18 protein-coding genes are annotated in these 21231 nt (G+C 30.6%); 7 read left to right on the top strand and 11 right to left on the bottom strand.

The window, feature by feature from the left end:
* Positions 1 to 58 precede the first annotated feature (58 nt).
* The 4 genes from ACREVX_RS00525 to ACREVX_RS00510 form a co-directional block, all read right to left on the bottom strand.
* A complete protein-coding gene (locus tag ACREVX_RS00525; protein WP_431542094.1) occupies positions 59 to 1312 on the bottom strand; it encodes a sugar ABC transporter substrate-binding protein in 1254 nt (417 codons plus the stop codon).
* Between the two features lie 91 nt (positions 1313 to 1403).
* A complete protein-coding gene (locus ACREVX_RS00520) occupies positions 1404 to 4772 on the bottom strand; it encodes a GH36-type glycosyl hydrolase domain-containing protein (protein ID WP_431542093.1) in 3369 nt (1122 codons plus the stop codon).
* Positions 4773 to 5181: 409 nt separating this feature from the next.
* Complete coding sequence (locus ACREVX_RS16990; protein WP_500861846.1) at positions 5182 to 5520, bottom strand: L,D-transpeptidase; 339 nt, start codon at positions 5518 to 5520, stop codon at positions 5182 to 5184.
* 403 nt (positions 5521 to 5923) lie between these two features.
* On the bottom strand, positions 5924 to 6619 hold the full coding sequence (locus ACREVX_RS00510) for a LysM peptidoglycan-binding domain-containing protein (RefSeq protein WP_431542091.1): 696 nt from the start codon (positions 6617 to 6619) through the stop codon (positions 5924 to 5926).
* Positions 6620 to 6760: 141 nt separating this feature from the next.
* Between ACREVX_RS00510 and ACREVX_RS00505 the strand changes: the two genes are divergently transcribed.
* The 4 genes from ACREVX_RS00505 (at position 6761) to ACREVX_RS00490 (ending at position 10480) form a co-directional block, all read left to right on the top strand.
* Positions 6761 to 6904 carry a hypothetical protein gene (locus ACREVX_RS00505; protein WP_431542090.1) on the top strand — a complete coding sequence of 48 codons (144 nt, stop codon included), beginning with the start codon at positions 6761 to 6763 and terminating at the stop codon, positions 6902 to 6904.
* A gap of 253 nt (positions 6905 to 7157) precedes the next feature.
* Complete coding sequence (locus ACREVX_RS00500; RefSeq protein ID WP_431542089.1) at positions 7158 to 7886, top strand: GntR family transcriptional regulator; 729 nt, start codon at positions 7158 to 7160, stop codon at positions 7884 to 7886.
* A gap of 244 nt (positions 7887 to 8130) precedes the next feature.
* Positions 8131 to 8823, top strand: a complete 693-nt coding sequence (locus ACREVX_RS00495; protein WP_431542088.1) for an N-acetylmannosamine-6-phosphate 2-epimerase — start codon at positions 8131 to 8133, stop codon at positions 8821 to 8823.
* A gap of 160 nt (positions 8824 to 8983) precedes the next feature.
* Positions 8984 to 10480, top strand: a complete 1497-nt coding sequence (locus tag ACREVX_RS00490; protein WP_431542087.1) for a PTS transporter subunit EIIC — start codon at positions 8984 to 8986, stop codon at positions 10478 to 10480.
* A gap of 135 nt (positions 10481 to 10615) precedes the next feature.
* Here ACREVX_RS00490 and ACREVX_RS00485 read toward each other — a convergent pair whose 3' ends face one another.
* Entirely contained in the window at positions 10616 to 11173 is a 558-nt protein-coding gene (locus ACREVX_RS00485) for a hypothetical protein (RefSeq protein WP_431542085.1), read from the bottom strand.
* 313 nt (positions 11174 to 11486) lie between these two features.
* Here ACREVX_RS00485 and ACREVX_RS00480 point away from each other — a divergent pair, with 313 nt between their 5' ends.
* The 3 genes from ACREVX_RS00480 to ACREVX_RS00470 are packed head-to-tail and all read left to right on the top strand — an operon-like array spanning position 11487 to position 13800.
* Positions 11487 to 12299: a transporter substrate-binding domain-containing protein gene (locus tag ACREVX_RS00480; protein WP_431542084.1), complete on the top strand. Its 813-nt coding sequence runs from the start codon at positions 11487 to 11489 to the stop codon at positions 12297 to 12299.
* 9 nt (positions 12300 to 12308) lie between these two features.
* The gene (locus tag ACREVX_RS00475) at positions 12309 to 13082 is read left to right on the top strand and encodes an amino acid ABC transporter permease (RefSeq protein WP_431542083.1); all 774 of its coding nucleotides are present in this window, start codon (positions 12309 to 12311) and stop codon (positions 13080 to 13082) included.
* Positions 13066 to 13800 (top strand): amino acid ABC transporter ATP-binding protein, encoded by a 735-nt coding sequence (locus tag ACREVX_RS00470; RefSeq protein WP_431542082.1) that lies wholly within the window; start codon positions 13066 to 13068, stop codon positions 13798 to 13800. Before ACREVX_RS00475 ends, ACREVX_RS00470 begins: the two co-directional genes overlap by 17 nt.
* Before the next feature lie 40 nt (positions 13801 to 13840).
* On the opposite strand, the gene ACREVX_RS00465 is transcribed toward ACREVX_RS00470, so the two are convergent.
* From ACREVX_RS00465 to ACREVX_RS00440, 6 genes are all read right to left on the bottom strand, one after another.
* Complete coding sequence (locus ACREVX_RS00465) at positions 13841 to 14674, bottom strand: Cof-type HAD-IIB family hydrolase (protein ID WP_431542081.1); 834 nt, start codon at positions 14672 to 14674, stop codon at positions 13841 to 13843.
* On the bottom strand, positions 14661 to 15479 hold the full coding sequence (locus ACREVX_RS00460) for a response regulator transcription factor (protein ID WP_431542080.1): 819 nt from the start codon (positions 15477 to 15479) through the stop codon (positions 14661 to 14663). The genes ACREVX_RS00465 and ACREVX_RS00460 overlap by 14 nt, the downstream gene beginning before the upstream one ends.
* Positions 15480 to 15482: 3 nt before the next feature.
* The gene (locus ACREVX_RS00455; protein ID WP_431542079.1) at positions 15483 to 17168 is read right to left on the bottom strand and encodes a sensor histidine kinase; all 1686 of its coding nucleotides are present in this window, start codon (positions 17166 to 17168) and stop codon (positions 15483 to 15485) included.
* Between the two features lie 24 nt (positions 17169 to 17192).
* The gene (locus ACREVX_RS00450) at positions 17193 to 18857 is read right to left on the bottom strand and encodes an ABC transporter permease (protein ID WP_431542078.1); all 1665 of its coding nucleotides are present in this window, start codon (positions 18855 to 18857) and stop codon (positions 17193 to 17195) included.
* Positions 18847 to 19956 (bottom strand): ABC transporter ATP-binding protein, encoded by a 1110-nt coding sequence (locus ACREVX_RS00445; RefSeq protein WP_431542077.1) that lies wholly within the window; start codon positions 19954 to 19956, stop codon positions 18847 to 18849. Before ACREVX_RS00445 ends, ACREVX_RS00450 begins: the two co-directional genes overlap by 11 nt.
* A gap of 90 nt (positions 19957 to 20046) precedes the next feature.
* A complete protein-coding gene (locus tag ACREVX_RS00440) occupies positions 20047 to 21081 on the bottom strand; it encodes an ABC transporter substrate-binding protein (protein WP_431542076.1) in 1035 nt (344 codons plus the stop codon).
* Between the last annotated feature and the right edge of the window lie 150 nt (positions 21082 to 21231).

Genomic DNA, 21231 nt, shown 5'->3' with positions numbered 1-21231 from the left:
TCTATAAATTGAAGATTATTAACCAATATTCTTGATTAACAATCTTCCTATTATATATTTATTTTTTATCTAATAGTATTTGTGTTTCTTTATTGAATAAATCCATCTCTTTTTGAACATCTTGACCACCAAGATAAATTTTTTCAAAATGTTTCAAATATGATTGAGCAATTTCTTCAAACTCAGGAATTAGAGGCATTGGTTGTGAATTCTTCATCTGATCCCCAAACACTTTATATTTTGGATCATTTTTTAATTTATCATTTTCCCATGCTTTTTTAGATGTAGGCATTGCATTTGTCTTATCTAACCATTTTAATTGTGTTTCTGATTTTGTCATAAATTCAATGAATTTAGCTGCATTATCTTTGTTTTTTGAATATTCAAAAATAGTTAAGTTTGACCCGCCTAGACTTGATGTATTGTTTTCTTTAGCTGGTAATGGTGCTGTTGACCACTTTCCTTCGATACCTTTAACAGTTTCATTAACGCTTTTTACCATCCATGGTCCACTAATAAACATAGGAATTATTGGATCTTCTCCAGAAAATGTTTGTGTAACATCCATTCCTAAATCTTCTTTAGGCGAATAACCCTTTTGTATAAAATTATTTAAATAAGAAATAGAATCTACAAATGTCTTTTCATTAAATAATGCTTTATTATTTTCATCAATTAATTTTGATCCATTTTGTCTAGCAAACATAAATCCTAATGATTGCTCTTTTGCATCTATAGAAATACCATATTTATCATCTCCACGCGCGGCTAATTTAACTGCTGCATCCTCCAATTCTTTCCAATCTTTAGGAGCCTTAGAATAGCCTACTTTTTCTAAAGTATCCGTTCTATAGAATAAAACTCTTGTTTCAGCTGCCCATGGAATACCATAGTTTTTATTATCATATATATTGGTCTTAACTGAACCTTCAAAGAAATTATCATTTGCAAGTGATGGATATTTCTCAATATATGGTCCCATATCTGTTAATGCACCCGCTGCGTGAAACTCTGGCATCCAGGTTGTGCCCAGTTGCAAAACATCTGGTCCTGATTTTGATGCTACAGCAGTAAGTAACTTATCATGTGCACTAGACCAAGGAATTGCCTGAACATTAACTTCTATACCCGTTTGTTTTGTGAAATCTTCTGATACTTCAGATAAATATTTAATCTCATCGCCCATACCCCAAACTTTTAGGGCCTCCTTTTTATCAACACTACCACTATCTTTTCCTGATGAACAACCTGCAAATAACATTACTGATACCATTGTCAAACAACATAAGTTAATAATTTTTTTCTTTTTCATTATTATCCCCTCCATTTTTTATATATAAAAACATTTAAATTTTCTATTAGAAACGTTTTTATTTCTAATTAAAAAATATTGTTTTCTTTATTTAGATTAAAAATATTTCAACTACATCATTATCTTGTGATAAAGTTTCTAGTAACTCTTTATCTATCCTAGCTCCACCACATCTATATTTATTATTTATCAACTCAAACTCTATATTTTTTCCATTTAATTTTATATTTTTTATACTTTTTCCACTTTGCTTAATATTATAAACAAACGCTATATTTTTATTATTGTATTTATAATCAAACCTCAATCCATCTAATTCATTTGGTATTATTGGATCAACGATTATATCCTTAGCTGTGAACCTTAATCCCAATACATTTGAAACTATTTGATTTAAATAAATTCCAGGTCCACTTGAATATATTCTCCATCCACCCTTAACCTCCACTTCACCAGTATGCAACTTATCAAAGTTTTCTTGGAAATCATAACGTGAATCAAAAGCTCCATCTGAACTACTAAAATAAGAATTACTTTGACGAATTCCAGCATTTTTAACACTTTCTTTTATATTAATTGGATTAATTGCAAACATTGCTTTCCAGGCATCATCTGCTTTACCTAACTTAGCCATAGCTTCAATAAACCTAATATGTGCATGTGTATATTGTAATCCTATTTCGCGTCCAACATTAGCTGCTTGATCTGCACGTTGGAAGAACTCACTTACCCCACCTTTATATGTTGCAGGTTTATTCATTAAGCGAACGCCATCTGGGAACATTAAGTGTTCTTCTATAAGTTCTACATTCTTTTTAGCTTGTTTTTCATCAACAAGTTCACTTATTATACTTCTAGTCATTGGTAGTAGACGATATTGTATTCCTGTCTTTTTATCATCTGGGTGAAGCATATAATCTATCTCTTCACCTTCTTCACAATAAGCAAACCCTGCAATAACATTATCCTTAATAAGGAATTTATTAAATGCATCTTTAATATCAGTTGATATTTTGCTAATTTTTTGTGCATATTCTGGATCTTTATTTACAATAACCTTCCCTAATTGGCCTATTGACTGGTATGCTAAAGCCATTGTCCATGAACTTACAAGTTTCTCTCTTAAATCTTTGTTAGCGGGTTGTAATGTATCATCCCAATCTCCTCCTCCATATGATATTAATGAAGTATCATATAAGAATCTTTCAGAAATACTTTTTATTGAGCGTTTAATATGTACTAAAATAGTTTCTTCGTTTAATATTTCCCCATGAGGAAAACTCCTGTAAACAAGTTCTTTATCCAAGATTGAATCATCACCAGTAGCTGCTATATAATCTCCAACTACCTTTAGTGGCCAGAACACTACATCTCCATGACTATCATCTTGTTGCATATTATATTTATCAAACATAAACCATTGTGGCCATTCCCCTGTTTCAAAAAATTGATGTCTAAATATTTCTTCTATAATTTCCTTTAATAATTTATAATTTTGAGTCATCATAAAGTACTCTATAGGTCCTTGGCAAACATCACGTGTTCCCCACGCCGCTCCTCCAGATTGCTCTAGGCCATGTGGAACTGCAAAGTGAATTAATGCATTATGAGTGTACCACCAAAATATTTCATTGATTTTTTCTATATCATATTTATCATTCTTTTTATCTGATGATAATTTAAATCCACAAGTTAATTTTTTATAAAGTTTTGCAAATTTTTCTTTTTCAATTTCTAGACAATAATTTTCTAAAGATTCATCTGACTTAGTTAATCTTCCTTGAATTACTATTTTAAATTCTGAAACTCCCTCTGTCTTAATTGTCATTAAAGTTCCATTTCTAGTTATTCTATCTTTATAGAATATAGAATCGTCACTTAATTCAAAGTTAGTTCCTAAAATATTTATATTATAATGAATTTCTGGATACGTATTTGATAAGCATGGATTTTCCATTGCTGAAATTATTATTTTTTCTTCTTTTCTATTTACATTAACGGGTTGTTCAAATTCATTTAAACCCATAACTAATTGATTAGTCACTAAGAACTCATATGATTTATTTTTTTCCGATTTTACTTCCAGTATAATATCTGATTTGTTTTTTGCAGCATAAGATATAACAGTTAATATATCATCCTCAAATTTATAAAACCATTTTGAATAATTTACTCCAATTTCATATGCAGCTGGCATAGTTAGCATTCTAAATTCTCCATTATATTTTACGTAAATGCGTTGTCCTGTATTTTTAAGAATATTTAAAAGCCCACGAGCTGTTGATAATAACTTATTTAAATTTGTATTTCCAACAACAACTTGAGCATTAAATATTCCAAACATATAATTTGTTGATGTAATTAATCCAGAACTTATTTTTTCTTCATTTATACCAGTTGTTATTATATTCCCGTGTGGACGTTCAACTTGCAATTCCTTTTCTTGTAACACTACATGACTGTGGTCATTTGTAAAGAATGATGCTAACTTACCATTATTCATCTCCTGCATCCTGCGAGTTAAGAAATATTTATTTAATTCATCTGTTGTGAATTCTTCTGAAATTAATGATTCCCCAAATTCTTTTTTTATTCCAATTTTAGGAACCTCAATCACGATTTCTTCTTCAAGACATAATTTTTTTTCGTAAGCATTTTTAATATCATCGGCAAACTCTATTTCAATAACAGCATTTTTATGAGTTTCTTTAAATAAACCATAAAAAATCACATTCGATTTTTCTTCTATATTAATTTTTTCTGTTTGCATAGCTATATATGAAAGTTCAAATTGATAATTTATATTTGGAAGATTCATTTTTAAAGCCTTTGGTATATTTGTTATCTTATATTCTTTTCCAAAAAATTGCATTTCATCTGTAGAATACCCTACAATATTTGTATTTAATGACCCTTGTTGTAAATAGGGGAACTTATCTCCTTGATCTTGATCTTGATTTTGATTTTGATTTTGACGTGAACTAACAACAAATCCATTATTTCCACTTATAACTTTATGATCTAAATATTGACTCATATAAAGTTCATTTGTTACTGTTCCACCTTTATCTGCCACACTTATATCTTGAGCATATAATATGTCTACTATTTCTCCGTTACCGTCTAAATCAATTGACCAAAACCATGTTGATTCATCCGCTAATGTAAATGTAACCGTGTAATCTATTTCTTTTACAGTACCTCTCCACATAGCCTTAGTAGAATTATAACTAAATTTACTTTCTGATTTAATTCCTAGTAACGGAAAAACATCTATTTCCTCATCATTGTATATTCTTAAATAAATGTTATTAGCTGATCCTTCGACTGTATTTCCTAGAAATTGATTTATTAATATATCTCCGCTTAAAAACTGTAATACATCTCCCGTAGGCAAAAATTCGAATTTGCTATTTCCTTTTAAAAATTGAATTGGCTTAACTTTTTGTTCAAGTATCATAACAATACCTCCATACATTAGTATAATGTAGCTAAAATCGAAACGTTTCTTGTTCTTTAGTAGATTGTATCACTAATAATGTTTCTATGCAACCATTTACATTTTGTTATTTTGAACAATTACTTCTTTATTTGTTTCCAACGATTAGCAAAACAAATTGTGATTACAATTTATTCATTTCCATACTTCAGATGGTTTCAACTACTTAATTGAGCAAATAAAAAAATGTTAAAGCTTAAGAGCTTTAACATTTTTTATCATTACCAATTAATAAATTCTTATACTTACACTTCCCGACCAGTGTTATATCTTTTAAAACCCATTTCTTAAACATTTGCCATTGATTTTCTGATAGCTTGAAGTTCCTCAAATTCTAAATAAGCAGATACAAGAAGCAGATTTGCTACTGCTAAAATATTTTAACTACAGTACCCACACTCACAAAGTTAAAGAGGTCCTCTACATCATTTGCATACATTCGCACGCAGCCATTTGATGCAGCTGTGCCTATGGAAGAAGGCTTATTTGTGCCGTGTATCCCATAATGTGGTTTCGACAAGCCCATCCATCTTGATCCAAAGGGTCCTCCAGGATTAACCTGTTTGTTTACTATTGTAAAAGTGCCAATAGGGGTAGGGGTTGTTGGTTTACCCGTAGCTACAGGATACGCCTTAAAAAATATCCCATTACGATATAAGGTAAGTATTTTTGCTGTAGTGCTTATAGTAATTCTAAAAAGAAAAGGCATAACAGATACACATATGACAAGACCTTCATACAGATTTAATGGGTTTATGCCAGGGTTAGCATTTAATAAACTCTGCACGGGAACATTAAATGATTTTGAAATCGTGGCGAAAGTTTCCCCTTTTCTGATAACGTATGTGTTCATCATCGGGCAAACTGACTGCTTGGATTTTTCCTGGGATATACAAATAACTTGCCCTATAAGTAACTTCTCTGGTACAATACCCGGGTTTACTAATAGTATTGAATCTATTGTAGTATTAAATGTATTGGCGATAGAAGCTAATATATCTCCTGATTTTATTTTGTAGGGGAAAGTGCCAATGGGGCAGGTAAGAACCTGACGATATAAATATTTATAAATCATAAAACTCACCTCAAAGTTAAATTATTAGTAGATACCATTACTGTATCTTTACTGTTGTCACTACAGGGATAAGGTTAAAGAGCTCGTTTACATCTCGGTTAGATAATACTATACTACTCCCTTTTGAAACATTTTGAATAAACGTAGGATTATTCGTACCCTGTATGCCAAACCCGGGTTGAGAAAGTCCAAGCCATCTGGCACCTCGTTCTACACCCGGATCTACCTGCTTATTTACTACTTTGAAAGTACCCCTAGGAATTGGATCAGAAGGATTTTCTAGCCCAATTATGTATGTTTTAAATAAATTTCCGTATAGGTATACTTCAAGTTTACGCTGTACTACATTTATTTCAATGTTAACGATAGGAGGTGCAACAGGTATGCATAATACCTGATCTAAATACAAATCATTAGGTTCAATTCCATAGTTTGAATACAATAGCTGACCAGGCGTAATGTTAAAGCTTATAGCGATTGAATTTATGGTATCGCCTTGTGCGACAACATAATAATTAGTTGTGGGACATGATGGGTACATTTGAATCTTTATAGGTATGCATATTTGTTGTCCAACTAGCAAAGCATTAGGGTTTATGCCAGGGTTAAACTGAACTATATCCTGTACAAGAGTATTATAGAAAACTGCTATATTTCCTAAAGTATCTCCCGCTCTTACAATATAAGGTACCGATCCAGCAGGACAAAGGTCGTCGGAACTTCGATAAGTCATAGTCACCACTCCTAAAAAAGAATATATTAACATGATATTCTTTTTTATGTAAATATGTTACAAATAAGAGATATATTTTAATCAAATATTGGTATACTCAAGAATCTACCAATGGAATTAACTATAAGGAAGAATATTTTAGTGACAGAGGGTAGTGATACCTTCTTTATTCACGTTAATATCAATAACTTGACTATTGAAAAACAATATGGTGACATCTCTGTGCTAGCGGGTAAGTTAGATTTACTTCAAGCTGCATTATCAAAGGATTTAATAGCTAAATAAACTGCTACATAGTATTTATATCTTCTTCTTAGGTGAACAAATTATGTCTGTCTAACCATATAAATTTTAAATAGGATGTAAAAAATGAATAAATAAATACATAATGTAGCATATAACTACTAATGTCTACATCTAATACTGAGTGTATATACAATAATTTTGTTTTTAGGTATAATATATTTATAGAGTAGGAACATAAAAAGTGTAATACACTCTAATCTTTTTAAAATCAAATTTGGAGGATTTAAAATTAATGAATAAAAATTCGTCTATACCGATTTATACCCAACTGGAAGAGGCTATAAAAGAAAAAGTAAGAACAAGAGAATATCTTCCTGGTGAAGGGCTCCCCACCGAAAGAGAACTGACTGAACTCTTTGGTGTAAGTAGAATGACAATAAGACAGGCTATTTCTAATTTGGTTCAGAAAGGTATATTATACAAAATACGAGGTAAGGGCACATTTGTGTCAAAAGAAGTAATCAACAAAAATCTTGAAATTGAAAGCTTTAGTGATGATATGATAAAGCGTGGAGTTATTCCGGGGAGTAAAATTATAAGGTTTGAAAAAATTAGTCCTAATGAAGAGATAAAAGAAAAGCTTAAACTTTCCGAAGGTGAAAAAATTTATTTTTTAAATAGACTTAGATTAGCTAATAATGAAGCAATAGCTATTGAATATTGTTATCTTCCAGAAAAATTTTATCCTAACATTATGAAATATAATATGACTAACTGTTCACTTTATACAATAATGAAAGAAGAATACAATATACATTTTAATTATATGAAGCAAAGCATGAAGGCATCAACTCTTGCTAAAATAGATGCAGAAATGCTGATAGGAAAAAATAAAGGAGTTGGGCTTATTTCTGAAAGGTTAATGTATAATATTGAGGAAGTTCCAATTGAATATACTAAAACAATTTATCATGCTGAGCGTTATACCTTTAACATGGTACTTTTCAACAATAATAAATAGCAGTAAAAATGTAATCCTAAAGATTTTTTGGATTACATTTTTATTTTATATACATATTTACTTATTTAATAATTATAAATAACTAAAATAATTGAATATACAATAATTAAATTGCATATACATAGTAATAATTGTATATACAATGCATGAAAAAGATGATATTATAATGTTATAGATAGTTTAAGATAAATTTGATACGATGATGATTTTGACTACCCAAATTTGTAAGGAATGGAGTGATAAAATGAAAAATTCAATAGCAGTGCTTAATAGTATAAAAGGTGGATTAATTGTATCTTGCCAGGCACTCGAAGATGAACCATTGCATAGTTCAAACATAATGATGCGAATGGCACAAGCAGCAGTTATGGGTGGAGCAATTGGTATTAGGGCTAATTCTCCACAGGATTGTTCTGAGATTAAACAAAATGTTGATTTACCAATGATAGCAATTTATAAAAAGTCCTATGGAAATTGTAATGTATTTATAACACCCACAATAGAAGAGGTTAAAGAATTAGTAATAATTAAACCAGAGATTATTGCAGTTGATGCTACCAATAGAAATAGACCAGATGGTAAAACACTTAGAGAGTTTTTTATGGAAATTAAACAAGTATATACTGGACTCATAATGGCGGATATTTCAAATCTTGAAGAGGGCATAGAAGCTGAAAGAATAGGCTTCGATATTGTTTCAACAACGCTTTGCGGTTATACCGATTATACGTTAGATAAACCAAAACCAAATTTTGAATTAATAAAAAGCTTAAAAGATGTATTAAAGATACCAATTATTGCAGAAGGAAACGTTGATTCGCCAGAAAATGCTGTAAAATGTTTGGATGCAGGAGCATGGGCTGTAGTTGTAGGTGCAGCTATTACTAGACCACAATTAATTACTAAGAAATTTGTTAACTCTATTAAAAAACAGTGAAATATAAACATGAGATATGTTTCCCTATCTTTATAAAATAATATTTATCTAAGATAAGTTAAAATATATATGATGTATTTGTAGAATTTAATGAAAACGTTTAGTTAAAAGGTTGGAGAAATTTTGTTCTATCTGTTTTAAAAAATAAGGGGGTAATTTTATGTTCAAACAATTACAAAAAATCGGGAAATCCTTTATGTTGCCAATTGCCATACTTCCTGCAGCTGGATTGTTGCTGGGTATAGGTGGAGCACTATCTAACCCAAATACAGTATTAGCATATCCTTTTTTAGACGTTGCGATTTTACAAGCAATATTTAAAATCATGGCATCTGCTGGAAACGTTGTATTTAGTAATCTAGCACTTTTACTTGCTATCGGTTTAGCCATAGGGTTGGCAAAAAAAGACAAGGGAACAGCTGCATTAGCCGCAGTGGTTGGATACTTGATTATGACAAGCACCACAAGTACTATGCTTGGGATTTTTAAGCCTGACGCAGCAGCTATCGATACTGGTGTTATTGGAGCTATAGTAATTGGAAGTTTTGCAGCCTATTTGCATAACCGCTATCATAACATTCAATTACCTGAAGTTTTAGGTTTCTTCGGAGGGTCACGTTTTGTACCTATTGTAACCGCATTTATAGCTATCTTTCTAGGTGCTATATTCTTTATCGTATGGCCACCATTCCAGCAGATGCTTATTAATTCAGGAAACACTATTTCAAAAATGGGGCCCATAGGTACCTTTTTCTATGGATTCTTGATGAGACTTTGTGGAGCGGTAGGACTTCACCATATTATATATCCAATGTTTTGGTATACTGAGCTAGGTGGAGTTGCAACTGTAGCAGGTAGTCAAGTTGTTGGAGCACAGAAAATATTCTTTGCACAGCTTGCGGATCCTAACCATGTGGGATTATACACAGAAGGAACTCGATTTTTTGCCGGACGTTTTGCAACCATGATGTTTGGACTTCCTGCAGCATGTCTCGCCATGTATCATGCCGTGCCTAAAGCAAAGAGAAAACTCTTTGGCGGATTATTCCTTGGAGCGGCCTTAACTTCTTTTATTACAGGAATCACAGAGCCTATTGAATTTATGTTCTTATTTGTTAACCCACTGCTTTATGTATTCCATGCTTTTCTAGACGGTATATCGTTCTTTATAGCGGATATTTTAAATATATCTATTGGAAATACATTTTCAGGTGGAGCCATCGACTTTACACTCTTTGGAATACTACAAGGAAACGCAAAGACGAACTGGTTGCTTGAATTGCCCGTAGGTGCTATATGGGCAGTACTATACTATTTCTCATTTAAGTTCTTTATCCTTAAGTTCAATATACTAACTCCAGGTAGAGGAGAAGAAGTTACTGAAACTAATAAAGTGACCACAAAAACATCTTTAAAAGAAGAGGCGGTTGCTATCATTTCTGCTTTAGGTGGAGAAGAAAATATTGAAGATATTGATGCTTGCATAACTAGGTTAAGAGTTAGTGTTAAAGAAATAGGCAAGGTAAACAAAGAAGAACTCATGAAAATAGGAGCAACTGCTGTTCTAGAAGTTGGAGGAGGAATCCAAGCAATCTACGGTGCAAAGGCAATTCTTTATAAAAACGCCATAGAAGATATTCTAGGATTAGAAGAATAATCAGTAAAACTGGCCATCTGAATAGGTGGCCAGTTTTTTATACTTAAGATATAATTCGATAAGGTGAAAGTATTAGGTGTTATAGCTAAGATAATAGAATACTTAAAACACTAAAAATCATGATTTCCCAACCAATTATTTATTACTTTGCATATTCTCCAATTCCGTTTGAATTTTTTGGTATATTGTATCAGCCTGCGCTTGAGTAATTACTTTACTTTTAACTAATGAGCTTAATTCATTAATTACATTAGTATTATTTATTGTCTCAATTTGGTTTGTTGAATTTGTTGAATTTGTTGTGCCTGTTCCTGTTATTCCTGGTGTTCCTGCTGTGCCCGTTGATCCTGTTGATCCTGTTGATCCTGCTGTCCCTGTTGTTCCTGGTGTTCCCGTTGTTCCATTACTACTATTTGTGGCTGACCCTTGTGACATATATTTTGTTATCGCTGCAAGTACTTGTTCTGATTGGGCATTTGTTATTGTATTAGCAGTAACTAGTTCTTTAAGAGTATTAGAATAAATTGTGTTTATTGTGGCTGTTGATGTAGATTGGTTAGATTTATTAACTTGGTTAGTACTATCGGTATTATTCATTGGCACTTTCGTAGAGTTTGGTGTACCACAGCCAGTAAATACTAAAATAGTCATACTAACACTAATTAATATTAAAGAAAATTTTGTATTTTTCATTTTTTAGCCATCCTTCATTTATATTTTTTATTTTTTTATTATATAATTATGATTAGGATAAATGTATGGAAATATACTTTAAATGAAAAAATAAAGCTCCAAAGTATCCATTAGAATGAATGGTAAATTAAATTAAAGTAGGATTAAGGAGTAAATCTCTTAGTCTCTTAGTCTATTATTCTTGCTAAAGTAAGTAGTCTTTGATATTCTATAATAAGTTAAACTAAATGTAAGGATTTCAGATGTTATGCTAATAAAAAATGATAAATTATATTCCATAATAGGAATTTAGAAAATAGGGGGATTTGTGTTTATGAAAAAAATAGTACCATCATTATTAGTGTTAATACTTATAACAACTTTGTTTACAAGTTGCACAACAAAGAAGAAAGATGTAAGTACTGAGGACAAATCATTAGTTGTAGGAATGGAGCTTGCATATCCACCTTTTGAAACAAAAGATGCATCAGGAAATCCAAGTGGTGTCAGCGTAGATTTGGCAAAAGCTTTAGGTAAATATTTGAAAAGACCTGTGAAAATCGAAAATACTAATTGGGATGGACTTGTTCCATCACTTCAGACTGGAAAGGTAGATGTTGTTATATCTTCTATGACTATTACTGATGAACGTAAAAAGGTTGTGGACTTTTCCATACCATATGCTCATTCCTATCTTGCATTATTAGTAAATAATAACTCCAGTGTAAATAAAATTGAGGACTTAAATCAAGAGGGTAAAATTATAGATGTTAAAAAAGGGACTACAGGATATATATATGCAACAAATTTTTTGACAAAAGCAAAGATAAATGCGCTTTCTTCAGAAAATGCATGTGTTACAGAAGTTACTCAAGGAAAAGCAGATGCCTTTATTTATGATCAGCTAACAATTTATCGTCAGAATCAGTCTAATAAGGATACTACAAAAGCTATATTAATACCATTCCAGAACAGTGACAATTGGGGAATGGCTGTTAAAAAAGAGAATTCTGATCTATTAAATAAAATAAATAATTTTCTAAAAGAATACAAACAAAAGGGTGAATTTAATGATCTTACAAACAAATATATGCCAGAGGAAAAACAAATTTTTGATAAACTTGGTTTCCCATGGTTTTTCGATTAAGGGGATAATATGAGATATACAATTGATCAAAAGCCCACAGTTATAAATAAAGTTTTAAGTTCCATTAGTGTAGTTCTAATTCTCATTGGTTTTGTTTGGTTATCTGTGAAATCAGCTGGCTTGGAATTAGATTTTACAACGCTCTTTCAATACAGACAGCGGTTATGGCAGGGATTTCTGATGACGATAGCAATATCTATTGGAAGTCTAATAATAAGTCTATTTATTGGTTCATTAACTGCTATTTTTCAGAATTCAAAAATATTAACAATAAGTTATCTATGTAAAATTTATGTACAGCTAATAAGAGGCACACCACTTTTGGTACAAATCTACATTTTTTATTATATTATCGGCACCGCTTGGGGTGTTGACAACCGATACTTAGCTGGAATTATAATTCTTTCAATTTTTGAAGGAGCCTACATCTCTGAAATTATTAGGGGCGGCCTGGAAAGTATTGATAATCAGCAATATGAAATAGCTAAAGCTATTGGCCTTACTCCATTAAAAACTTTTCAGCTTGTTACGTTCCCTATTTTAATGTCAAGAACGTTACCAGCACTTGCAGGTCAATTTTCGTCTATAATAAAGGATTCGTCCCTGCTTTCTGTAATTGCTGTGATTGAACTTACACAAACAATACAGGAAATATCTGCAGACAACTTTAGAATGTTCGAAAATTATATATTTGTTGGATTGTTATACTTTATACTTACTTTTTTCATATCAATGTTATCTGGAATGTTTGAAAGGAGGTTTAAGCATGAATATAGAGCTTAAACACATATCTAAAAGTTTTGAAGATAAAGTAGTTTTACAAGATATATGCTTTGAAGATGACATTAACTCAATTGCCATTATTGGTCCCTCTGGAGGTGGCAAGTCTACTTTGCTTCGTATTATTGGTGGCCTACTTATCCCGAACTCTGGCGAAATGTATATTGATGATCAGAAAATTGATTTTAATGAAAAACCACTGCAAAATTATAGAAGAAATATTGGATTTGTATTTCAATCTAAGGGTCTTTTTGAGCATCTTACAGCCATGGAAAATGTTACACTTCCACTTATACATAGCTTTGGAATAAATAAAGTACAAGCATTACAAACAGCTAATAAGCTATTTGAGAGGTTTGGGTTATTAGAGGAGAAGAACAAATACCCATTTCAGCTCTCAGGAGGTCAGCAGCAGAGAATATCTATAGCAAGGGCAGTTGCTGTAAAGCCAAAGCTTTTATTACTGGATGAACCAACCTCAGCCCTTGATCCAGAGTATACTTCGGAAGTGCTAGATATGTTGCGTGAGCTTAAAAATGATGGTCTGAAAACTATAATTGTAACTCACGAAATGGGTTTTGCTAAAAATGCTTGTGAAAAGTCCATATATTTAGCAGATAATAAAATAATTGAAAGTGGTAAAAGCTCGGAAATATTCGAATTTCCTAAATCAAAGCAACTAAAGAGTTTTTTAAATAAGATACTTGAGTGGAAAATGTAACCGGGGGGTTTTTATGAGCGAAGCAAAATATAGATTAAAATTAGTATTCATTAATTTGAAAATCAATTAATTCATCACAAGCGTATGCAAATCCATTCTCATTGTTTGATTTTGTTATAAAATTTGCATACTTTTTCAGTTCCTCATGAGCATTTTCTACTGCTACGCCAAATCCAGAATTTTTTATCATATCCAAGTCATTAAGATTATCCCCTACTGCCATTACATTGGATATATCTATATTTTTTAATTCGCAAAGTTTTACTAATGCATTGCCTTTAGACACACCTGTTTTAACAATCTCTAAAAAATAATCATGGCTTTTAAAGAAATTAAAATTTTTTGGATTGATTTGCGCTAATTTACTATATATGCTATCCACTATACGTTTATCTCCAATTAACATTAACTTTGCATATTTTTTATTTATCGCTCCTGTAAAATCAATTACCTCAGATACACCATATCCATTTACTTCACATTCAATATCTGTATAAATAGTCTTTTTACTACAAATTAAACAATTACCCTCATGGACTGCAAATGAAACGTCATAATCCTTATAAGAATCATAAACTTCATTAATAATTTTCTCATCCACATACCCGAAATCGTATGCTTCTTCAGATTTAGTATCGTAAATACTAACACCATTCATACTTATAATGTAATCTATTTCATCCATTAATTTATATTTTTTCATAAAGTTACATAAAGAGCTTCTTGATCTTCCAGTAGCAACAGCAAACTTAATTTTATTTGTTTTTAGCTTTCTAATAGAGGATAAATTCTTTTCTGATATATTGCTATCGTTATCTAATAGAGTTTTATCCATGTCAGTAATTACTAATGAAATATTTTTACTCATCGTCATTTTCATTCTCCTTTTTAAGGTATAAATTAGCTTTTACAAACTCTAAGGGTGAAGCTTTTATATATTTCTTAAATACAGTCGAATAGTGTTTATAATCAGTAAACCCTACCATAGAAGATATTTCGTAAACCCTGTACTCACCAATCATAAGTAATTCAATTGATTTTTGCACTCTATATCTATTTAGAAAGTCATGAAATGTTTGATTTGTCTGTTCCTTTAAATTTCTACTGAGGTAACTTGAACTTACTGCTAATTTTTCTGCAATGTCTTCAATACTAATCTTTTTTGAATAATTTTCTTTTACATAGGCAATTATTGCCTCGGTATAATGAGGTTTTCTATTATCAGATTTTAAATAGTACTCCAAATTTAAAACATCAATATTTCTATAGTCCCTTACCCCAGTTTTGAATTCATCATATATTTTTTTCTCGTTAATCTTATTTTTCACCTTTACAATTGTTTCTTTAAATTTAACCTCATCAATTGGCTTTAGTACATAATCAAACACTTTCAAATCTATAGCTTTTTTAGCATATGAAAATTCTCCATAGCTAGTTAAAATAATCTTTTCAAAATTATAAATCTCGCTACCTTCTTGCAACATATCCATACCATTCATTATTGGCATTTTAATATCAGTAATAACTAAATCTGGCTTAATTTCTATAATGGCTTTTAGCCCTTCTTTACCGTTAGATGCTTCCCCTGCAATTACACAATCCATGCTCAACCAGTCGATAGTATTAATTAGTCCTTTTCTTATTAAGTTCTCATCCTCTACAATAAGCACTTTAATCATAATCTACTCCTCACTTTTATTGGCTGGAAGGTGAATTACTATTTGCGTACCTTCATGGAGTTTACTATATATATTTATCCCGTACTCCATACCATATATAAGATTAATTCTCTTTTCAACATTGTAAAGTCCTATATGGTTTGTATCATTTTCATTGTTAGTTATCAGATTTAATACTTCAGATAATTTCTCATAACTCATGCCTTCTCCAGTATCAGTAATGGATATTATCAAATTTTCTTTTTCAACTCTACAATGTATGTTTATTGTTAAATATTCTTTTGATTCAAATCCATATTTTATGCTATTTTCAATAATAGGTTGTATTATAAGTTTAGGTATTAAGCATTTTTCTGCTCCCTTACTTAAATCTATTTTGTAATCAAAATTGTCATCAAATCTAAATTTCTGTATTATAAGATAATCCTCTATATATTTAATATCCTCCAGGATTTTCACCTTTTCAAAATTTCTATTTATACTATACCTTAACAGATTAGCCAATGAAACAATAGTTTTTGTGGCACTGTTGTCATCTGTTTTTATCATATATTTAATCATTTCAAGAGTATTAAATAAAAAATGAGGATTAAATTGCGCTTCTAACTGCTTAAGCTCTGACATTACATTTCTTCTCGCTTCTTCTTTGTTTTTTTCTATAAGTTCATTTATTTTTATTATCATCTCATTACAATACTGACCTATAACTTGAAATTCATCATTAGAGTTTATAGAGACAACAGTATTTAAATTACCCTCTTGAACACTTTTAATAGCAGACAACAATTTATCAATTGATCTTGTCTTACTTACTCCTATTTTCTTAGCTATAAATAACATAGAAAATACCAATATTAAAAATACTAAGATTAAAAATATTTCACCTATGAAATAGATATTCTTTACAAAGTCCAAGTATGTAATAGTATAAATTTGTATATTACCCTCTAATACAGAATTATTATATACATAATTATTTTCCTCATCCAAAAATGGTTTTAATTTCCCTATACCATCTAGAAGTGCAGTATTCGTGGTAACTATATTATTATTATATCTATCAGTTATTACAGCATGATGATTTGTACTACTGTGAACTATTTTATTCAACTCATTTTCTAAAATATCAAAAACAATAAAACCTACAACTTGATTATTATCATCAGTAATAGTTTTTCCTATTGAGTATACAGTTCTTGTATTTACATCAAGTTGAGCCCTATTAAGCATCATAACTGATTTGTTAGGATTGTCTTTCATCTTTTTAAAAACTCCACCCATAAATAAGTCATCACTTTTGGCATATTGAGGTTCTCCTTTAGCATTGGTTATTAGAGCCTCTCCCTTTGCATTGTAAATATAAAAAACACTTCTTATTTTGTGCTTATTAACTACATTGTAAAGCCTCTCGTATATCTTAGCTTCATCATGCTTATTATAAAAAACCTTTTTTATTTCATCCCATTTAACTAAATCATCTACTTCAAATCCATAGCTTACAAACTCTTTAGTTATAACATTGGATATACTGTCGTTATATCTTTTATTACTTTTCTCAATACTTTTGCTACTATACAAAAATAATAAATTATAAAAAACAAAAGACAAAATTATGATAGGAGTCAATGCGTATAATATAAAAGTTTTTCTTATTTCTTCCTTGAAAAATTTTCTTTTTATATTTTTCATACGCACTTCCTCCTACCTAAGTTTTTATAAGCTTATTTCTTTCTTGCCTGTTACTTTGAAGAAAATTATAAGTGAAACAATAGTAGTGATCGTAAGTATACTTGATAATGCAGCTGCTGTTCCATAACTTGCCCTTATAACGTCTGTATATATGGCAACTGACAAGGTTCTTGTAGTACCTGTATATAAGATAATTGATGAACTTAATTCATTTATTACCGTTATCCAGCTCAAAATTGCTCCTGCAAGTACCCCTGGCATCATCATAATTGCAGTAACCTTAAAGAAGGTTTTCATTTCAGAATATCCTAAACTAATTGATGCCTCTTCAAGACTTGGACTAAGTTGCATAAGTATTGCTGCACTAGATCTAATTGTATAAGGTAGTTTTCTTATAACAAATGCAATTATCATTATAATAAAAGTACCACTTAGCAGCATTGGTTTCTTGTTAAATGCTAATAATAATGTAATACCTAAAACAGACCCTGGAATAATATATGGGAACATGGTTAATGTATCTAAGAAAGATGTTAATGCACTTTTCCTTCGTACAGATACGTAAGATATAAGCATTCCCAGTAATATTATTATTATTATAGCTATTATACCATATACATAAGTATTCAGAATTGAATTTCCCAGTTTTGAAACTACAGTTTTATAGCTATTTAGTGAAAATCCTTTAACAAACCTTGATCCACTTGTTTTTAAGAAAGAAGTATATATTACTGTTACCTGCGGAATTGCAGCTAATGCTACAACAATATAAACGAATAAATGTGCTAAAACGTTCTTATATCCAACAATCTTTTTAGCAGATATGGGCTTTAATGAGTTCATAACATATGACTTTCTATTAACTACATATTTTTGCCCTAAAAAAATAACTGCTGTTATAATTACCATTATTGTACTTAGAGCTGCTGCAAAATTTGCTTGACCGCCTACCTCAGATACAAACTCCGAATAAATTAAAACTGGCATAACTCTGAAGCCCTCACCTATAAGCATTGGTGTTCCAAAATCAGCAATGCAATTCATAAATACCAATAATGATCCTGCCATTATTGTAGGAAGTATGAGTGGTAGTATAATAGTAAACACTTTTTTCATTCCACTACAACCTAAACTTTCTGCAGCTTCACTTAATGAAACGTCTATTTTCTTTAATGCTCCTGATACATATAAGTATATAAATGGAAATAGTTTTAAAGTAAATGCTAATAAAATCCCTTTAAATCCGTAAATACTAGGAAGGTGAATTCCTAAGGTATTTAAAAAGAAATTTGTAATAACTCCGTTTCTTCCAAGTAATAATATCCATGAATATGCCCCTATGAAAGGTGGAGATAATACAGATATTATAATAAGTACTTCTACAATTGATTTGAATTTAATTTTTACAGTAGCCATGATATAAGCTAAGGGTGCACCAATTAAAATAGCTAAAACAGTTACTATAATACTTATAGTAAAACTATTCATAAGTGTTCCATAGTAATACTTTTTAGTAAAAAACATCGCAAAATTGTCTAAGGTATATTTCCCAGTGTCCACATCTTGAAAACTAGTCAAAAACAATGAACCTAGTGGATAAATTAGAAATACAGCAAATAATAAAAAAGAAAGAATAATTATTATTGTCCAAAAATCAAATCTAATTTTTTTATTCTTTTTATTTTTCATATTTCTCCACTCCATTGATAAGACTTATATTCCCTTCCTTATTAAATATATTAATTTTTTTATTATAAACTTGTAGATATAACTCTTGTCCAATTTCATGAAAAGCATCATTAGTACTAGTATCCTGTGTTAGTTCAATTATTTCTCCATTATCAAGCTTTACTTCGTAATTTATATATTTTCCAAGGAATGTGTTGAAGTGAACTACCCCTCTAATTCCATCATTATTATTGCTTATTATAAATTCCTCTGGCCTTACAGATATTTGGATTTCTTTTCCGTTTTTAGATTCACTTTTTAAATTATCCATTGGTACTTTATATCCATTTTTAAAAACAACGTAATTTTTCTCCGCTTCTATAAGTATTTTGCCCTTAAATATATTAGAGTGACCAATAAATGTAGCAACAAAGACATTTGATGGTCTTAAGTAAATTTTTCGAGGTGTATCAATTTGCTGAATAACACCTTTGTTCATAATGGCTATTCTATCTGAAATTGCAAGTGCTTCCTCTTGGTCATGAGTTACATACACTGTAGTTATCCCTATACTCTTTTGTATTTCTCTTATAGCACTTCTCATTTCTATTCTAAGTTTTGCATCTAAATTTGATAGAGGCTCATCCATAAGAAGTACAGTTGGATGAATTACAATAGCCCTTGCTAGTGCAACACGTTGCTGTTGTCCTCCAGATAACTTATCTGGAGCTCTATCCTTATATTCGTATATTTTTACGACCTTTAATATATCCTCTAATTCTTTCGTCGCCTCTTCCTTACTATGTTTTCTGAGCTTAAGACCATATTCAACATTTTCTGATACTGTCATATGAGGGAATATTGCATAGTTTTGAAACACCATACCGATATTTCTTTTATGCGCTGGAATATTATTGATTACCTTTGAATTAAAAGTAATCTCTCCTTCCTCAATTGAGTTGAAACCAGCTACCATCCTTAAAAGAGTAGTTTTACCACAACCTGAAGGTCCGAGTAGTGTGAAAAATTCCCCCTCCTTAATTTTAAGTGAAAGCTTTGGAATTACTGTAATATCATCATATCTTTTTACTATATTTATAAATTCAATGGATGTACTCATAATTTAAATTCCTCCCTACTTGAAATTTTATAAAAAAATCCCTAGGACTTTTTAATAATATTATATTTAAAAGTCCTAGGGCTCATTTTTTTAGTTGCTTGTAACTATATCTTTATATTTATTTAAAATTTTCTGTTTATTTTCTTTAAGCCATGCTTCGTCATCTTTTATTATCTTAATTTGATCTAGTGGTTTAAGGCCTGCTGCTGCTGGAACATCGTTTCTAACTGAACGTCTATTTAATTTATTAACTATTAGTGTTTGTCCTTCCTTACTAGTAACGTAATCAATAAACTTCTTAGCATTCTCCATGTTTTTAGCAGCTTTTATAATAACCACACCATCAGCTTTTGCAATAGTCCCTTCACTTGGATAAACTATAGAAACTGGCGCACCATCTTTTACATATTTTGCGGCTGCTTCTTCAAATGTTAATCCTACTGTATATTCTCCATCCCCTACACCTTTATACACTGCTGAAGAACCACTTAAAAGCTTACCATCTAAATTTTTTGTTAATGCTTTTTCAAAATCCCAACCCTTCTCAGGATCTCCATTTCCCATAGCATATAAATGATTTATCACATGTTCAAAAGCAGAAGAGGATTTAGAAGGATCTGCATTAGCTATTTTGCCCTTAAGCTCTGGGTTTAATAAATCCTTAAACCCTTCAACTTTAATCTTTCCTATAAGATTTTTATTAATCATGATAACACTTGGTATAACAGTAAATCTTGTTATATGTCCATCTACATTTTTATAATCATCAACAACATTTTTTTCATTTACAGATTGATATTTTTCGAATAAATCCTTACTTGGCTCAAGAGTGGATAATGACCCTCCCCATAGAACATCTCCTAATGGGTTTGCTCCTTCTGCTTCAACTCTCTTTAAAAGTTCTCCTGTTCCTGCTGCTACAATCTCAACCTTAATTCCTGTCTGATTTTGAAATTCATTAACTACTGGATCTATAAATTCTATTGGATGTGGTGAATAAACAATTAACTTATCCGATACCTTTTTAGCTGCTGATCCATCTTTTGCTGTGTCAGTCTTCGCTCCACATGCACTTAAAGATAATACCATTAAAGATGCCAATATAATTGATACTGCTTTTTTCATTAATTATCCCCCTCAATTTTGTAGATAGTGTAAACACTATCTTTGTTTTATTTATTTAAAACCCTGCTATTGCAAGGATTGTAGCTACTTTTAACAAAAAAAGCAATGACCCCCCTCTTTCTGGTATAATTGTTGTATCTAACCCAACAA

It is taken from the genome of Clostridium sp. (assembly GCF_050717545.1).
Taxonomy (GTDB): domain Bacteria; phylum Bacillota; class Clostridia; order Clostridiales; family Clostridiaceae; genus Clostridium_AD.
This window is presented reverse-complemented; position numbering and strand designations above follow the sequence as displayed.

Excerpts from the sequence above, each read along its gene's own strand:
- ACREVX_RS00525 (WP_431542094.1), bottom strand. The coding sequence starts at position 1,312 with ATGAAAAAGAAAAAAATTATTAACTTATGTTGTTTGACAATGGTATCA.
- ACREVX_RS00520 (WP_431542093.1), bottom strand. The coding sequence starts at position 4,772 with ATGATACTTGAACAAAAAGTTAAGCCAATTCAATTTTTAAAAGGAAAT.
- ACREVX_RS16990 (WP_500861846.1), bottom strand. The coding sequence starts at position 5,520 with ATGCCTTTTCTTTTTAGAATTACTATAAGCACTACAGCAAAAATACTT.
- ACREVX_RS00510 (WP_431542091.1), bottom strand. The coding sequence starts at position 6,619 with ATGACTTATCGAAGTTCCGACGACCTTTGTCCTGCTGGATCGGTACCT.
- ACREVX_RS00500 (WP_431542089.1), top strand. The coding sequence starts at position 7,158 with ATGAATAAAAATTCGTCTATACCGATTTATACCCAACTGGAAGAGGCT.
- ACREVX_RS00495 (WP_431542088.1), top strand. The coding sequence starts at position 8,131 with ATGAAAAATTCAATAGCAGTGCTTAATAGTATAAAAGGTGGATTAATT.
- ACREVX_RS00490 (WP_431542087.1), top strand. The coding sequence starts at position 8,984 with ATGTTCAAACAATTACAAAAAATCGGGAAATCCTTTATGTTGCCAATT.
- ACREVX_RS00485 (WP_431542085.1), bottom strand. The coding sequence starts at position 11,173 with ATGAAAAATACAAAATTTTCTTTAATATTAATTAGTGTTAGTATGACT.
- ACREVX_RS00480 (WP_431542084.1), top strand. The coding sequence starts at position 11,487 with ATGAAAAAAATAGTACCATCATTATTAGTGTTAATACTTATAACAACT.
- ACREVX_RS00475 (WP_431542083.1), top strand. The coding sequence starts at position 12,309 with ATGAGATATACAATTGATCAAAAGCCCACAGTTATAAATAAAGTTTTA.
- ACREVX_RS00470 (WP_431542082.1), top strand. The coding sequence starts at position 13,066 with ATGAATATAGAGCTTAAACACATATCTAAAAGTTTTGAAGATAAAGTA.
- ACREVX_RS00465 (WP_431542081.1), bottom strand. The coding sequence starts at position 14,674 with ATGACGATGAGTAAAAATATTTCATTAGTAATTACTGACATGGATAAA.
- ACREVX_RS00460 (WP_431542080.1), bottom strand. The coding sequence starts at position 15,479 with ATGATTAAAGTGCTTATTGTAGAGGATGAGAACTTAATAAGAAAAGGA.
- ACREVX_RS00455 (WP_431542079.1), bottom strand. The coding sequence starts at position 17,168 with ATGAAAAATATAAAAAGAAAATTTTTCAAGGAAGAAATAAGAAAAACT.
- ACREVX_RS00450 (WP_431542078.1), bottom strand. The coding sequence starts at position 18,857 with ATGAAAAATAAAAAGAATAAAAAAATTAGATTTGATTTTTGGACAATA.
- ACREVX_RS00445 (WP_431542077.1), bottom strand. The coding sequence starts at position 19,956 with ATGAGTACATCCATTGAATTTATAAATATAGTAAAAAGATATGATGAT.
- ACREVX_RS00440 (WP_431542076.1), bottom strand. The coding sequence starts at position 21,081 with ATGAAAAAAGCAGTATCAATTATATTGGCATCTTTAATGGTATTATCT.